This is a genomic window from Algoriphagus sp. PAP.12, from assembly GCF_026652115.1.
Classification (GTDB): Bacteria; Bacteroidota; Bacteroidia; order Cytophagales; family Cyclobacteriaceae; genus Algoriphagus.
This window is the reverse complement of sequence record NZ_JAPPSQ010000018.1, coordinates 46,776-62,014: the sequence shown is the minus strand read 5'-3', so window position 1 is coordinate 62,014 and position 15,239 is coordinate 46,776. Positions and strand designations below refer to the sequence as shown.

Genomic DNA, 15,239 nt, shown 5'->3' with positions numbered 1-15,239 from the left:
CTTTTTTGAAAAGGGGGCTTTTTTCATGCGTTTTAGATAGTTTTGAGGATGGATTTAAAAAGAAATGATGGAATGATTCCAGTGTCCATGAGTTGGTCGGGAGGGAAGGATAGTGCGATGGCTCTTTGGGAATTGATAAAAAGTGATGAGTATCAGGTAGTCCGACTTCATACAACTTTTGGTGAGGAGACAAGGCGTGTGGGAATGCATGGGATACCAGAAGAATTGATTGAAAAGCAGGCGGAGTCAATAGGTCTGCCTTTGGATAAACTTTATTACCCAGCTAGTGGGGATAATACGGCTTATGAAAAAACAATCAATGTCTATTTGAACGAACTCGAAGATGCCGGTATCAAACATATTGGATATGGAGATATTTTATTAGAAGACCTTCGGGATTATCGAGAGGAAAAATTAGCTCAAAGAGGATTTTTGGGTGTTTTTCCACTTTGGAAAAAGGATACTAGAGAATTGATTGAAGGCTTTTTTTCAAATGGTTTCGAAACCAAAATTTGCGCTGCAGACTCGGATTTGATTTCAAAAAAATGGATTGGGAATTCAATTTCTAATGAGTTTTTAAACGATCTGAATGCGAGAGTCGATCCCTGTGGAGAAAACGGTGAGTTCCATTCCTATTGTTATGCAGGTCCAATTTTTCAGTCTCCAATTGAGGTTTTGGTAGGAGAGATTACCCAAAAAAGTTATGATATTGTATTGGATAATGGAGAAAAAGGGAAGAAGCATTTCTGGTTTGCGGATATTAAAAAAGCCTAGCATTTCATCTGCTAGGCTTTAGAAAGTGTTACCCTTTTGTATAGTGCTTTTTCATGGCTTCGAAGTCGTAATCAGGATCTTTTCCTGCTTTCCGTTGTTTTGCGAAATCTTTCAAAGCATCCAAGGCTGGTTTTCTCAATAGGAGAATAGCAATCATATTTAGCCAAGCCATAAGTCCGACACCGATATCACCAAAAGTCCAAGCTAGTTCAGCAGTTCGAATCGATCCATAGAATGTGGCAATAAGGATGACTACTCTAAGAATATTCACCTGCCAATGCTTTTGATTGTCTTTTTGGAGATAGCTAAGATTGGTTTCAGCAATGTAGTAGTAGGCCATGATGGTTGTAAAAGAAAAGAACATCAAGGCGACTGCCACGAACCCTGCTCCAATGGTAGGGAAATGGGTTGCGATCGCACTCTGTGTATATTCCGGTCCTATGCTGACTCCCGGGAGATTTTCTACAATAAAGCCTCCATTGGGATCTACTACATTGTATTGACCAGTGAAAAGAATCATAAATGCGGTGGCAGTACATACAAACAACGTATCAATGTATACAGAGAAAGCCTGTACCAATCCTTGCTTCGCCGGGTGGCTTACTTCAGCAGCAGCTGCAGCATGAGGAGCAGTACCTTGGCCGGCTTCATTGGAGTAGATTCCTCTTTTTACTCCCCAGGCGATTGCTGAACCGAATACCCCAGAAAATGCAGCTTCTAGGTTGAAAGCTGAATTGATGATGAGCTTAAACATGTCCGGGATTTCACCAATGTTCATTGCTAAAATGATGGTGGCAAGCAATACATATCCGATTGCCATAAAAGGAACCACGATCTCGGCAACTTTCCCGATTCGTTTGATTCCCCCAAAAATGATCAATGCCAAAAGAAGGCAAACAAACCCTCCTGTATATTCAACAGGGATATCAAATGCATTGTTGACACTCAAAGCAATACTGTTACTCTGAACACCAGGAAGTAGGAAGGCCATACTTCCCATGGTTACAAAGGCAAAAAGCATAGCGTACCATTTTACGCCAAGTCCTTTTTCGATATAGTAAGCAGGACCACCTCGATATTGGCCATCTTTTACTTCTTTGAAAATCTGACCCAAGGTAGCTTCAATATAGGCTGAAGCCGAACCTAGGAAAGCAATAACCCACATCCAGAAAATGGATCCCGGTCCACCCATTCCGATAGCAGTTGCTACACCAGCGATGTTACCTGTCCCGATTCTTCCAGAAAGGGCTAATGCGAATGCCTGAAAAGAAGAAACTCCTTTTTCCGAGGATTTACCTGAAAAAAGGAGTGAAATCATTTCTTTGAAATATCTAAGTTGAACTAGCTTCGTGACCACCGAAAAATAAATCCCCGCTCCAAGGCAAAGGATAATCAGTGCATTACTCCAGACTAGGTCATTAATTGTGTAAATAATTTGCTCCATGGGCTAAATATTCTGTGTATTTGTGGGAACTCAGGATATGCTTTTTTTGCTTGCTTGAGAAATTTCCCGTTGAAGCGTCCAAAGATATAGGCTTGAATGGATTATGCATATTTTTTTAGCATAAATGGGTGTTTTTTAATGCAGATATTCAATATTTTGAATTAAATCAAAAAGAAGTGGTTCAAAGCATTTTTGAAAAAAGAAAACCACAACCCTGAGAAGAATTGTGGTTTTGAAATTTTGTTGGGGATTCTTATTTGAAACCGAATTTTTCTAGTCCAGCATGAGAAGTTTTAATAGCTTCCATCGGATCTACACCAAAAGTGTTGTCTTGCTCAACTAGGTAGAAAATCATTCCTGATTTGTCTTTTTCAGCCAAGATTCTTGCAAAATCAATTGTTCCAGTTCCAACTGGTGCAAAGTTGCCTTCGTCGTTCATGTCTTTCACATGCCAAGCTTTGAATCTTCCTGGATATTTTTCAAAGTATGTCAATGGATCAACTCCAGCTTTGGTTACCCAAAATAGGTCCATTTGGAAGTTAACAAACTCAGGATTACACTTTTCCAAAAGCAAGTCTTCGATGACTGTACCGTCTTCCAAAGCTTTGAATTCGAAATCATGGTTATGGTATAATAATTTGATGCCGGCAGCATTACATTTCTCACCCAAAGAATCCATGATGCTTACCAAATCTTCTGGTTTGCCTTTTAGCCCCATGGATCTCGTTTCTTGATTGAATGTAAACATGCCCATTGGTGGAACAGGAATTACAAAATATTCTATGCCTGCAGCTTTTACATCAGCGATTAACTGATCAGCATTTTCCATATTGACCATGCCCATGTGAGCACTTTTAGCAGTCAATCCAAGGGAAGCTAGATAGTCTTTGAACTCAGTTGGTGTCATGCCATAAAACTTACCATCTGCATAGTTCGCGGCTTCAACATAGGCATATCCAGCATCGGCAACAGCCTGAAGTGTTCCTTTTGGATCACTTGCCATTGAGTCTCTTACAGTATAAAGTGCCAGACCGCCAAAATTTGAAGGCTCAACACTTACTTCTTCTACTACCTCGACAGTTTCTGCGGGTTTGTTTCCACAGGCATTTAGTCCAATCATCAAGGAAAGAACTAAAGCGAGGTTTAAGCTGATTTTTTTCATAGGGTAAACTGGTTTTTTGAGCTTGAAAGATATCCAATTCCTATTACTTTTTAGAAAATTGGTCCATGAATGTATGGAATTTTCTGGAGGATTGATTCAATATATAATGGGTCTTTTCAAATAAACTCTCCCTACCATTCGTATAATGGGGAAGTGATTTCACATACTGTAGAAGGTCAATTTATTTTAAAGTATCAGGATTGCTGTTTGAGTTTGAAATTGAGGTGATTTGGCTGTTTTATAGGCGAAATGGATTTATAAATCAATAGAATGACCTTGGCTTGGACTTTGGTTTGATTAGGGGGTAGAGTTTATAATTAACTAAACAAAATGAATGATGATGAAAGTAGAAATAGTAAATATTCAGACCCTTACACACGATGTTAACCGATTTAAAGTGGAAAAACCTTCAGGTTACACTTTTGTACCTGGACAGGCTACTGAAGTTTCGATTGATAAAGAAGGATGGAGAGAGGAAAAAAGACCTTTTACATTTACCTCACTGCCAGAAGATGATCATTTGGAATTTGTAATAAAATCTTATCGGAATCATGATGGTGTAACCAATCAAATAGATCATTTGAAACGTGGCGATCATCTTTTGATCGATGAATCTTGGGGAGCAATTGAGTATAAGGGGAAAGGTGTGTTTTTAGCTGGTGGAGCAGGTGTTACGCCTTTTATTTCAATTCTAAAATCTCAAAAAGCAAATGGAAAGCTGAAAGGAAATCAGCTGATTTTTGCTAATAAAACATCTAAAGACGTGATTATGGAGAACTGGTTTCGTCAGGAATTGGGAAGTGATTTTATATCGATTTTAGATCAAGAAAAGAAAGAAGGTCATGAATATGGAAGAATTGATAAAGAGTTTCTGGAGAAACATATTTCGGATTTCAAACAGAAATTTTATGTCTGTGGACCAGAGCCAATGATTGAATCGGTGAAAAAGGACTTAGAGAAATTAGGAGCGGAACTGGAAGAAATTGTTTTTGAAAAATAAAGACAGGTGGGGATCCCCACCTCTCTTTATTTAAATCCAAATAGAATCGGGAATAAGAAAATAATCACCAAAGTCCAGATGAAATAAATCGGAAGATAGGAAGCGATTGAAATCCCTACTTTTTCGACTTCTAATTTCTTGCTAACTACCCCAAATAAGGACCTTGATACAATCAACAAGTGAATTAGCATGAGGATATTCACTCCCAAAACAGCTAACCTGTTTGGCGTGATTCCCCACTCTGATATCCTAAAAATAATGGCGGAAAGGGCGATTCCATTGACGATAATGGTTACTAGGGATAGGGCTAATAGAATCCAATTGCCTGAACTTTTATTTTTATCAGAGTTTTCTGCAATGGAGAAGAAAATCAAAGCCATTACACCCACTAAAAGCAAGTTGAACATCAAAAGGAATTCCCTGTCATTGTAGGGGTCTTTTCCCGTAAAAATGATTGCAAAGAGATAAATGATCAGCATCACAAGCACTAAGGGGCTGAAGATTTTAGCAATCACAGGCGAGACTTTATTGACTAATTGAGGGTTTGTTTGTGTCAAGAAAGTAGCAAGCGGTGGAATTGCAGCTGCTCCGAAAATAAGGATGTACTTGGTGTAGAATTCGACGATATTTAATCCTATCAATTCAAAAAGCCCAATAGTCAAACCAGTCAATGCCATTCCGGAAAGAACTAATACAGCTCCCATGACGATGGCGTCACCATTGAATCTCAAATAAGCCAATCGATTTTTGAGATTTAACCAATCATTGCCCGAGAAAGAAGCTCCTAAAACTCCCCATAGAAGAAGAGGAAGGTGAATACAGGCCAAAATCAAGGTGTCACTTTCTTTGTTATTAGGAAGGAGGTTGACATAAATCCATGTCAAGATCGTAACAAGTCCTAATATCAAGACTTTTCGCTGGGTTAGTTGATTTCTCCAAGCGAAGAATGCCCCAAGTCCGGGGAAAACGATAAAGCCAATATTCCTAGGGTAAAAGAATTCTTCGTCGATAGAGAATAATTCTGGGATTTTGGCTATTAGTCCGGCCAACAAAGCAATGATGATTATAAATGTGAATTCTTTTCTGGTGCCCCAAGAAATGCCGTCTGATTCATAGTTTAGACGCTCGTTCCAAACATTTGCCAATACTGAATTGCTTGACTGAATCTGAGGGAAAAGTTCGGTAAAGGCAGTTTTAAAACTGCCTCTATTTTTTCGATAGAGTTTTTCCAACTCGGAGGGAGAATTTAAGTGGGAAAGGATTTGATCTTTCATATTATTGAGTGTTAGAGTAATTTAACGAATTGGTTTTTATGATGCCTGCGTCAATGCAGGAGAATTATTGTTCCAGTTGATTTTTCTGGATATATACATCGTGGTTGCTAGGGCGACAAAAAGACCAATACTTCCCAATAGCAAAGCGAAATCTTGTTGCTTTATAATCACAAAAATGAAGGTGTAGAATACAGCAAGTATGACCGTGAAAATGGCTGTTTGCTTGAATTTTGGAAAAAGAGTTTTGGCATAAAGTCCAAGCAATCCTACAGTTGCAATCGTCGCTGTCAAATAGGCAAGACCAAAACCGATGTGTTCGGAGAGAGCTATCAGTAGAGTATAATAGAGAACCAAGGCAAAGCCTATCAATGTGTATTGGACCGGATGAATGCTCTTTTTGGTGAGAATTTCCATCATAAAAAGTGACAGAAAACTTAAGACAATAATCAATAATGCATACTTAGTGGTGCGGATACTTTGCTGGTATTGATCTGCAGGATTGACCAATGAAAGTCCGAATGTACTGGACTCAAAGTTGGGGATGGAGCCTATAAACTCCTGTCCAAAAGGTCTGTTGAAGTGAAGAACCTTCCAACTACTTTCAAAACCGGTTTCTGTGATATTTCTGGATTCAGGTAAAAACTCACCTTGAAAGCTTGGATTGGGCCAATTGCCTGATAGACTCAGATTGGTTGTTTTTCCCACAGGTGCAATGAAGAAATCCTTGCTGCCTTTGATATCCAAGGTCCCTGAGAAAATTAAATCAGAATTGTTTTCAGGATTTAGAGCCAGACTGACAAGTAATCCTTTTTGACTGGTTTTGAAATCAGTGAAAGGTTCTGGAGATAATTCTTCATTGTTCACCAGCAGTTTAGTATCTCCACTGATTCCTCTTAAATCACTAATTCCAATGAGGATACTAGCTTGATCCCATTGTACATTTTCTGGTAGAATGTTCAGTTTCTCTAATGTCACAGGGAGGAATTTGGCCGAGAAATTTATCTTATTTGTATAGACTGCGACATCAAAAATTCCTCTATGTAGAGATTCCGTTTCCAGGTTTCCATTGATTTCCAATTGATCAGGTAGGAAATAGGCGGTATTGAGCTCCTTGATGACTTTCTTTTCATCCTTAGTTTCGATTTCACTCAATTCAAAATAAGGTAAACTGATAAATGGGCCCGTAATGGTTTGGTCTCTTGACCATTTTTCTCGGATCTCATGTTCAGCTTCTTCCAGTCTAAATTGCCTTTCTACAATGAGATTGGTGGTATAAGATTGTGGAATGAGGAGAATCAGCACAATGAATCCAATTACTAAAAGCTTGATGCTTGAGGAATTGGATATCCAATCCTGAAAATTTTTAAAAGCGGAGTTGTTAGATGGTCTTTCCATTTTTTGTTGTTGAAAATGTATAAAGTGGTTTAGTTAAAGTTTTTTTAATCCCAATGTCCGGTGAGATTGAAGGCCATGACCGAGAAAAACCAAATGATGAAAATGTAGATGAAGCAGCTAAAAATCAACGCCATGAGTTTTTGGTTGCCTTTCGGAAACCAGTGGAAACCCATTAAGTAGAAAAATATACCTCCTAGTGCTCCTCCAAATGGGATAATGAGCAATGGAAAAAACATCCAAACTTCATAGCACTCGGAATTGGCGACCATTAGGAAAATAAGTAAGGATGTTGGGATAATTGCCCCTAAAATGGAGGGAAGGAAGAGGGACTTGGCTTCAAGCCCCAGCAAAGATTTCAGTTGATTTTTCATATTGCTAATTGGAAAGTACTTTGTGTTTCAAAGTGAATGGGTAAATTTTTTTAAGTTTTGTTTTCTTTGATCAAATTTTCAAGGAAGTCCAAATGTGCTTGAAAGGCTGTTTTTCCTTCACCTGTAGCCTCATATTTTGTCATTGGTTTTCTTCCTACAAAAGATTTCTCTACTTGGATGTATTCCTGTTTTTCCAAGTTCTTGAGATGAGAAGCGAGATTGCCATCAGTTACCTCCAATAGATCCTTCAGCGTATTGAAGTCTACCTGATCATTGACCATCAAAATGGACATGACCCGAAGTCTGACGACGTTCTCAAATGCTTTATCGTAACTACCTTTCACGCTTATCTGTCGTATTTGTAGTACATCATGGCGCCATAAATAATATGGGCCATTCCAAATCCTGCAGCCCAGCAATAGAGGCCGATTTCGGGATGAAATGCCGCAACCAGCCCAATAATCAATTCAATTAATCCAAGATTTTTCAATTCATTGATAGTGAAATGGGAAGCATTGATCAATCCCAGACCATAGAAAATCAAAGTAGCTGCCGGAATCATAGAGAAGTACCCTTCATGGATTAATCCAAAGGAGAATAAACCACCTGCAATCACTGGGATAAACAAGGCGCTCATGAATCTTTTGCTCGCTGAGGTCCAGAGTTTATGTGCGTTTTTTTGACTTTTCTTTCTACTAAAAATGAAAGCCGTACCAATAGCAAGTATCAAAACAACCGATCCTAAAATCAACAGACGGTTCAAAAGATCAAAATGATTTGATATTGGGGAAGCACCAAGGCTTTGACTTCCCTCTATCCAGTACCAGGCCATTCCGGATCCGATCAAAGCATATATTCCTGCCATGACACCGGAAAGTCCACTTAGAGAAAGAAAGCGGGTGCTCCGCTCCATCATGGACTTGATGTCCGCTAATTCTTGTTCGGGTTTTCTCATTTTTAAAAGTACTTTGAATTACAAAGTAAATAAAGATTTTAATTCAAAATCAAATTCTTAGAAAATTTTTACAAAAATTAAATAAAAGTAGAAAAGTGAGTTTCCTCAGGGATTAAAAAGATTCTCCAATTCTGAAGTAGATTCCCCAATCGTCTTTTCCCACAGCTGCATCAAGACCGATATTAAATTTGACAGATTTGAACGCCCCATATCTATACCCAACTCCAGCTCCGGGGTAGAGTTTCCAATTAAAGTCTTCCGTATCAGAACCATAGATGGTGCCGAGGCCAAAAAATCCTACCAAGCCCATTCCTTCTTTGAAATTGTATCGGTATTCTCCTTGCACGGCAATCAAGCCATCTCCTCTGAATTTTCCTTGAGAATAACCTCGGATGTCTTTTCCTCCCAAAGTAACTTGCTGCTCAAAGGCGATATCGCCCAATCCGAATTTTCCTGCAAATCTGGCTGCTAGGACGTCATGACCATTCCTCATAGGAAAATACTCATTAAATTCTGCCGTGATTTTTTGGGCTTGAACTTCATTGCCAAACCAAGTTGGAAATGAAATTAATTTTAGGTTGGATTTTACTCCGGAGGTCGGATAGTAGACTGAATTCCGATTGTCGTATAGAGTGGTAAATTGAAGTCCATTTGTTTTGACGGTACTTGGTTCTTGGACATCATCTTCATATACGGTATAATGATGAGTATAGGAATAATTGAATCCTGCATAAAAATCCGAGAAAACCTGCCTCTGAAATCCAACCATGGCATAGGTGGTTTCTGTTCCAAAATCATAGAATCCGGGATCTTCCATGTCATCTATATAGAATTGGGAGTTCCTATCTCCGGTCATCGCAAAGGCTGTAATTCTCCATTTATCTTCATCCAGATAGATTTTGTTAAAAACAGAGATGAAATAAGAGCCATTCGTAGTATAAACAGCGGCTAAGCCAGAAAGCGATTTCGGAGAAATAGTATCAGAAGGATTGATCCGATACATTCCCATGGGAATGACACCGATCATAAAGTCTAAGTTTCTGTTGTAGCTCATATAGGGCATGACGCTTACCTCCACTTTTTTCTGCTTGGGAAGGCTATCTGTCTCCTGAGAATAAGAGAAGTTTGAAATAGAAATGAGGAGTAAAATAGGTATGAAAAATAAGCGCATGGCATTTTTTAATAAAAAGGTGGATTTGGTTTTCTCTTAAAAATAAGAATATTATCTGAAGCCTTAGTTTCTTATAAATCCCCTCTTCCTTGAAATTGAAATTAACTAATCAATCACAAACATTTATCTAGATCATATGTTGTTGTAATTAGTTTTGAATTTCAATTGCCGGTCTTTAAATAGCTTGATTGTTAGTTGAATAACGTGAATATTATCTTTCAATTTCCGAATTGGAATAGGTAAATTACGCTACGAGTGAATTTCTAAAATATTCTAAAACATATTTAAGATGAATCGATTTTTAAGTTTCCTATTGTTGATTTTATTGTCTTTTTTTTCAAACCAAGCGATAGCTCAATTTGATGAAGCTCCCAAAAAATTGGAAAAGAATACAGGATATGTAGGCCTCCTTTTTTCATATTCTCAGAATTCTAAAGAAAATTCGAAGGTCCTCCTCGATAATGTAAAATATAGCAAGTCATCTTCAACTTCGGTCAATACAGGTGGAGGCTATTTTTTCAAAGAAAATTTTGCAGTCGGAATGGGTGTAACTTATGATTCTAACCTTTCTGAAGCTGAGTCAATCAATACTTTCGGGCCAAATACTCTCTCTGATTCAGAGGTCTTTTCTTGGTTTTTCAACCCGTTCATCAGGAATTATTTCCCGATAGGCCAAACAAACCAGTTCTATATTTTCACTCAGACAGGCCTCGAGTATGGATTTGGTAATGGGACTGAGACTGCCGAAACTGGAAACAGTAAGGAAGATTATGATATTAGTGAAAGGAGCTATGGGATAGCCTTCACGCCTGGAATGATTTTTTTAGTCAAACAAGGCTTTGCTTTTGAGTTAAATGTAGGGGTAGTCGGGATAGAGAGAACCGAAAAAAAGAAAATTTCATCAGATCCGGACGTCTTGCCAGAAATACAAAATTCGACCAAAGCAAATCTGAATATTAACTTGCTTCAATTGAACTTAGGCTTGTCTTATTACTTTTAAAAAAAGAGACACGATCCTTTTACGAACCGTGCCTCGATAGGTAGATTGGTTAATTGTTTCTTATTTGAATAGCATTGGTGAGAAAATAGCTAAGTAATCTCTCCAGTTTGCCCAGGTATGACCTCCGGCACTTTCATGATAGTCATGCTCAAAACCCGTTTCATCCAATACGCTCAATAGACGCTTATTGGATTCCATGACGAAATCATCGACTCCACAACCTACCCAGTATTCTTTTACACCTGAGTCTTTCAATGCGATGAACTTGTTTTTCATTTCGTCCATATTCGTATTTGGGTCAAAAATCCCACTGCTGAATACACCGATATAGCCAAATGTCCCTGGATAAGTGGTGGAGGCAGTAATAGTATGGCCACCTCCCATAGAAAGGCCTGCAATTGCTCTAGAATCTTTCTCTTTTATTACTTGGTAATTATCCTCGATATATGGAACTACATCCTCAACCAGACTTTTTTCAAATTTACCAGACCATTGAGCATAGGTTTCTCGAGTTGGAGGCGTTACTCCAGGAGCCATAGTCAGGGTTGAACTTTGCCAAGCATTTCCATTGGTCATCACCACCAGCATAGGTTTAGCCTTTCCTGAAGCGATCAAATTATCCAAGATTAAATTGGCTCTACCAAGGGAAGACCAAGCGTCTTCATCACCTCCTGCACCATGCAATAGATACAGAACGGGGTAAGATTCATTGCTCGAATCATATCCTGGAGGAGTATAAACATACATTCTTCGTTTCATTCCCAAGGAAGGGGAATCATACCAAACCTTAGAAAGACTTCCATGAGGAACATCGTTTTGTTGGAATACCTTGGCTCCCTCACCTGGAATCATCAATAGGCTGGCATATCTAGTCCCATCTCTTAAAGCGTGAGGATTGGTTACATCGATTGCGGCTACTCCATCGATGAAGAAATTATAATGATACATCGTTGATGGAAGTGGGTCGACGGTTACCTCCCAGACTCCATTTTCAGCTTTGGTCAGGGGTAATGTTTCTCGAAAACCCATCCAGCTTCCATTGACGGAAACTTCATTTGCATTGGGAGAAAAAACTCGAAAAGTGACAGATCCGTTATCGGCAATATCAGGCGAAACTACCTGAGGTGCTTGCATAGCACTGATTTCTTGCGCTTGAGAAAACTGGAAAGTCCCTGAAAAAAGTATCAGGCAAATTCCCATTGAAAGTTGTTTTAGGTTCATGTTGTGATTGGTTTATTATTGGAAAAGCATAGGGACGACCTCACTCAAATAAACTCGCCAGTTTCTCCAAGTGTGGCCTCCCTCGGTCTCCATGTATTCGTATTTCATCCCCATGTTGTCCAATTTATCTCTGAAGTCTTTGTTCGCATTGTAAAGGAAATCAGTTTTTCCTATTCCGATCCAATAGAGCTTGTAGCCATTGTCCATTTGGGTTTGAAGGGTTTCATCAATATTGCTATACACTTTTCCTGTTGCGTCTTCACGAGGCATCAATGCTGCTGAGAATAGCCCAACATAATCAAAAGTGTTTGGGTAAAACCGTGAGATATGCATGGTGTGAAAACCACCCATTGAAAGGCCTGCAATGGCTCTATGGGCTTTGTCAGGGATTACTCGATAATTACTCTCAACGAATTTTACGATATCCATAAAATTTGCTTCATATCGTCCATTCATAGTCTGAGGCACCATAAATTGTGGTTTATAATACCCCATGCTGCCTTCTCCTGGAGCGGCGTCTTGAATTACATTTCCATTGGGCATCACGACGATCATAGGTTTTGCTTTACCCTCAGCTATCAAGTTGTCCATGATCTGAGAGGCTCTTCCTAAATTGATCCAAGCTTCTTCGTCGCCTCCAGCACCATGAAGAAGATAAAGGACTGGAAGTTTCTCATTGGAGTTTTCATATCCGGGAGGGGTGTATATAGTCACCCGACGGTCCATCTCTAAACCTGGAGAATCATACCATCTTCTGGAAACAGTTCCATGAGGTACATCTTTCACTTCGAAAAGATCTGCGTGTCCTCCTCCAATTATAAAAATATTGGTGGCGGAAGCTACGTCGCGAATCAAAAAAGGATTGTTGGGGTCGGTCGTGTTGAAACCATCAATTATGAAGGAATAATTATATAACTCTGGTTTCAATATTTTTGACTTGTAAACCCAGGCTCCATTTTCATCTTTTATCAGATCCGCTTTGCCAGGCCCGTCCATGGTGCCACGAGGAGTTTCAACTTTCACAGTTGGTAAAAAGTCGCCTGTGATTTGGACAGAATTTGCATTTGGTGCGAAAAGTCGAAAAGTCACTGAGGAATCCTCATGAATCTCGGGAGAAATAATTTGTTGAGCGTTAAATAATGCTTCCTGAGCTTGGATAGAAAGACTCAAAAAAAAGAAAGCAATCAAAAGGTGAAACTTATTTTTATTCATTGGGTTAGGTCTATTGTGTCAAGGTGGAAAAATAGAAAAAAGGATTTTCAATTCCTATTAGAATCGAGATCATTTCTGCAAAAATAAAGCTCCAGTTATTCACTGGAGCTTGGATTAAATAGCAAGGGATAGATTATCTCGAGCCAACTTTTTCTATAAACAAGTGCTCTGCTCGAAACTGCCAATCTGTAAACTTAATGCCTTGGTTTGCTAAATGTTGGTGATGATCTTGATCCAAAATGTAATCTTTCGGTTTGTTCAATTGTCTAGTTTTACCATAGACTGATTCTACTTTGGATTCAATCGCTTTCCATTCAGAAGCCAATCCATTGAGTTTGGCTTCGGCTTGATTTCTTTTTTCACCACTTGGTTCGTCCAGTTCAGCCAAAGTTAAGAGGGTTCGGTTGGAGAACTGTGCAATTTGTGCCACTTGTTCGTAGACCTCCAATTTGTATGTATTCCTTTTAGCTAGCCTTTTTGATTTCTCAATTTGTACCAAAATTGACTCAATTCGTCTTTGATTTTCAGCTGCTTTTTGAAGTTTTTCCGAATACTTTACAGTCCAAGCACCCACAGAATCCAAATCGGGCATTTCTATCATAGAATTGATCGCATTGTCACCTTGCATATAAAGCCTGTTTCTGTCTTGCTTTGGTTGAATCAATGCATTTTTCCAGAATGCCACTGACAATTCTAAAGAGTCGATAAATTCAAAAGAATCATCAGCCAACTCATTTCCAAAAGTTCTTTGTCTAAAAGCTTTTTGAATTTCTTCGATTGATCTTTTTTCACCAGCCCAAGTATATTCTGCGAAATTGGTGATGCCTCTATCGTATAATTCAAAGTGAGGAGAATCATCATCCCAAAGTGTCAAGAGCAATCCATCGGCTCCATTTCTGATAGAAATCAAAGCAAAATCTCTTATGTTTTTGGCATTACTTCTTTCCAAAGGCATCAAATTCCAACGAGTCTGTCCCGCAGTGGCTCCCATCACTTGGAAACCATTATCTGTAAACCATTTCATGGCTCTTTCATTTCCCGGTGATTCTGGAATGCTGTAGTTCCATCTCATGTAAACACAGTTTTTTGGAAACATGTCTACATATTTATTAAGCTCGGGTTCATGTTTTGTCCAGATACTATCCACTTGTGATTCTGTCAAATTTCCATTGAAAATAGACTGATACACTCCGGCATTTTTTAGAGGCATATCATCCCAAAAGATAGGAGTAAGGCCATTTTGGTCTGCGTATTCACTGACTCTATTCAACCAGATCAATTGAAGTTCCAAAGCAGATTTGCCACTATTTCTCCCGGTTGTATGAACTTCATCACCTCCGACATGTAGATAGGTAGCGTATGGAAATGCTTTCAGAGCATCTTCATACAGATCAAATTGAACTTCGTAGGTTTTTTCATCTAATGGATTGAAAGCCCAGTCACTTTCAGGATTATCTCTCAGGTCCATGTATTCTTCATGTTTGAGGATGAAAGAAGCATGCCCAAGCCCTTGAACCAATGGACTCAATTCTATATTTCTTGCTTTTGCGTAGTCACTGATTGCTTTCCATTCCTCGATACTAAATGCGTCAGAGGAGCCTACTTTGGGCTTTAGTTTATAGGCTAATTTATCCTCAATTTCGACGATAACTGCATTGATTTTTTGTTCGGCAAGCTTATCCAACATTTCATAGTAATAGTCTTTTGTTTCCAGATGGTGCTTGACATCCCAATGAATGGCTCTATAAGAAAGTGAAGGTTCGTCTGAAATTTGAACTAACGGCAAACTGGCGTTTTGGTCTTGGGAATCTTCCAAGATTTGTCCCAAAGTCATCAAACCATACCAAAGACCTTCTTGAGAACTGGCGATGACAGAAACCTGATCACTTGAAATTTCCAATTCATAGGCTTCTTCTTTTAGGTTTTTTCCAAGGTCTAAGTTGAAAGAAATTGATTCATTATTCCAGGTGTCCAGATTACCTTCTGAAACAAAATAGTTATAGGCATCTAGATAGGCTTTCTGGATATCAGATACATCCAGGTCTGAATTTCCGGAAATTGTTAGGGATGTTGGACTTGGTAAAATTTGGAGTTCAACAGGAGTGCCTTCATTTTTCTGACATGAAAAAGCCAAAAAAGAGAAACAGACTAAAACAATAAGTTTTTTCATAGAAAGGGTTATTTGAGTAGTCGAAAATAAGTAAAACAAAACAAGATTCGGGGTAAATCAGAAAACTAAATAGAAATTTTTACGAAACTG

The 15,239-nt window shown here is 38.8% G+C and carries 14 protein-coding genes; 3 read left to right on the top strand and 11 right to left on the bottom strand.

What is annotated here, in order from left to right; all coding sequences use genetic code 11:
- The first annotated feature begins 48 nt into the window (after positions 1 to 48).
- On the top strand, positions 49 to 774 hold the full coding sequence (locus O0V13_RS17925; protein ID WP_268036363.1) for a diphthine--ammonia ligase: 726 nt from the start codon (positions 49 to 51) through the stop codon (positions 772 to 774).
- A 28-nt stretch (positions 775 to 802) separates the two neighbouring features.
- On the opposite strand, the gene O0V13_RS17920 is transcribed toward O0V13_RS17925, so the two are convergent.
- Both O0V13_RS17920 and O0V13_RS17915 read right to left on the bottom strand, forming a co-directional pair.
- The gene (locus O0V13_RS17920; RefSeq protein ID WP_268036362.1) at positions 803 to 2,218 is read right to left on the bottom strand and encodes an alanine/glycine:cation symporter family protein; all 1,416 of its coding nucleotides are present in this window, start codon (positions 2,216 to 2,218) and stop codon (positions 803 to 805) included.
- Positions 2,219 to 2,471: 253 nt separating this feature from the next.
- Positions 2,472 to 3,380, bottom strand: a complete 909-nt coding sequence (locus tag O0V13_RS17915; RefSeq protein WP_268036361.1) for a sugar phosphate isomerase/epimerase family protein — start codon at positions 3,378 to 3,380, stop codon at positions 2,472 to 2,474.
- Positions 3,381 to 3,714: 334 nt separating this feature from the next.
- Between O0V13_RS17915 and O0V13_RS17910 the strand changes: the two genes are divergently transcribed.
- A complete protein-coding gene (locus tag O0V13_RS17910) occupies positions 3,715 to 4,380 on the top strand; it encodes an FAD-binding oxidoreductase (protein WP_268036360.1) in 666 nt (221 codons plus the stop codon).
- 26 nt (positions 4,381 to 4,406) lie between these two features.
- Here the strand turns inward: O0V13_RS17910 and O0V13_RS17905 are convergent, their stop codons facing one another.
- The 6 genes from O0V13_RS17905 to O0V13_RS17880 all read right to left on the bottom strand — a co-directional run bounded on the left by O0V13_RS17905 (position 4,407) and on the right by O0V13_RS17880 (position 9,546).
- Entirely contained in the window at positions 4,407 to 5,654 is a 1,248-nt protein-coding gene (locus tag O0V13_RS17905) for a DUF4153 domain-containing protein (protein ID WP_268036359.1), read from the bottom strand.
- Positions 5,655 to 5,690: 36 nt separating this feature from the next.
- On the bottom strand, positions 5,691 to 7,049 hold the full coding sequence (creD, locus tag O0V13_RS17900) for a cell envelope integrity protein CreD (RefSeq protein ID WP_268036358.1): 1,359 nt from the start codon (positions 7,047 to 7,049) through the stop codon (positions 5,691 to 5,693).
- Between the two features lie 44 nt (positions 7,050 to 7,093).
- Positions 7,094 to 7,420 (bottom strand): hypothetical protein, encoded by a 327-nt coding sequence (locus O0V13_RS17895; protein WP_268036357.1) that lies wholly within the window; start codon positions 7,418 to 7,420, stop codon positions 7,094 to 7,096.
- A gap of 50 nt (positions 7,421 to 7,470) precedes the next feature.
- Positions 7,471 to 7,764, bottom strand: coding sequence for a winged helix-turn-helix domain-containing protein (locus tag O0V13_RS17890; protein ID WP_268036356.1), 294 nt, complete (start codon positions 7,762 to 7,764; stop codon positions 7,471 to 7,473).
- 2 nt (positions 7,765 to 7,766) lie between these two features.
- Complete coding sequence (locus O0V13_RS17885) at positions 7,767 to 8,375, bottom strand: hypothetical protein (RefSeq protein WP_268036355.1); 609 nt, start codon at positions 8,373 to 8,375, stop codon at positions 7,767 to 7,769.
- 112 nt (positions 8,376 to 8,487) lie between these two features.
- Positions 8,488 to 9,546, bottom strand: coding sequence for a BamA/TamA family outer membrane protein (locus O0V13_RS17880; RefSeq protein ID WP_268036354.1), 1,059 nt, complete (start codon positions 9,544 to 9,546; stop codon positions 8,488 to 8,490).
- A gap of 289 nt (positions 9,547 to 9,835) precedes the next feature.
- On the opposite strand from O0V13_RS17880, the gene O0V13_RS17875 reads away from it, so the two are divergent.
- Positions 9,836 to 10,546 carry a DUF3575 domain-containing protein gene (locus O0V13_RS17875; protein ID WP_268036353.1) on the top strand — a complete coding sequence of 237 codons (711 nt, stop codon included), beginning with the start codon at positions 9,836 to 9,838 and terminating at the stop codon, positions 10,544 to 10,546.
- Positions 10,547 to 10,606: 60 nt separating this feature from the next.
- Here O0V13_RS17875 and O0V13_RS17870 read toward each other — a convergent pair whose 3' ends face one another.
- The 3 genes from O0V13_RS17870 to O0V13_RS17860 form a co-directional block, all read right to left on the bottom strand.
- Positions 10,607 to 11,767, bottom strand: a complete 1,161-nt coding sequence (locus O0V13_RS17870) for an alpha/beta hydrolase (RefSeq protein WP_268036352.1) — start codon at positions 11,765 to 11,767, stop codon at positions 10,607 to 10,609.
- Between the two features lie 15 nt (positions 11,768 to 11,782).
- Positions 11,783 to 12,979, bottom strand: coding sequence for an esterase (locus O0V13_RS17865; protein WP_268036351.1), 1,197 nt, complete (start codon positions 12,977 to 12,979; stop codon positions 11,783 to 11,785).
- Between the two features lie 133 nt (positions 12,980 to 13,112).
- A complete protein-coding gene (locus O0V13_RS17860) occupies positions 13,113 to 15,149 on the bottom strand; it encodes a family 20 glycosylhydrolase (protein WP_268036350.1) in 2,037 nt (678 codons plus the stop codon).
- Positions 15,150 to 15,239 lie beyond the last annotated feature (90 nt).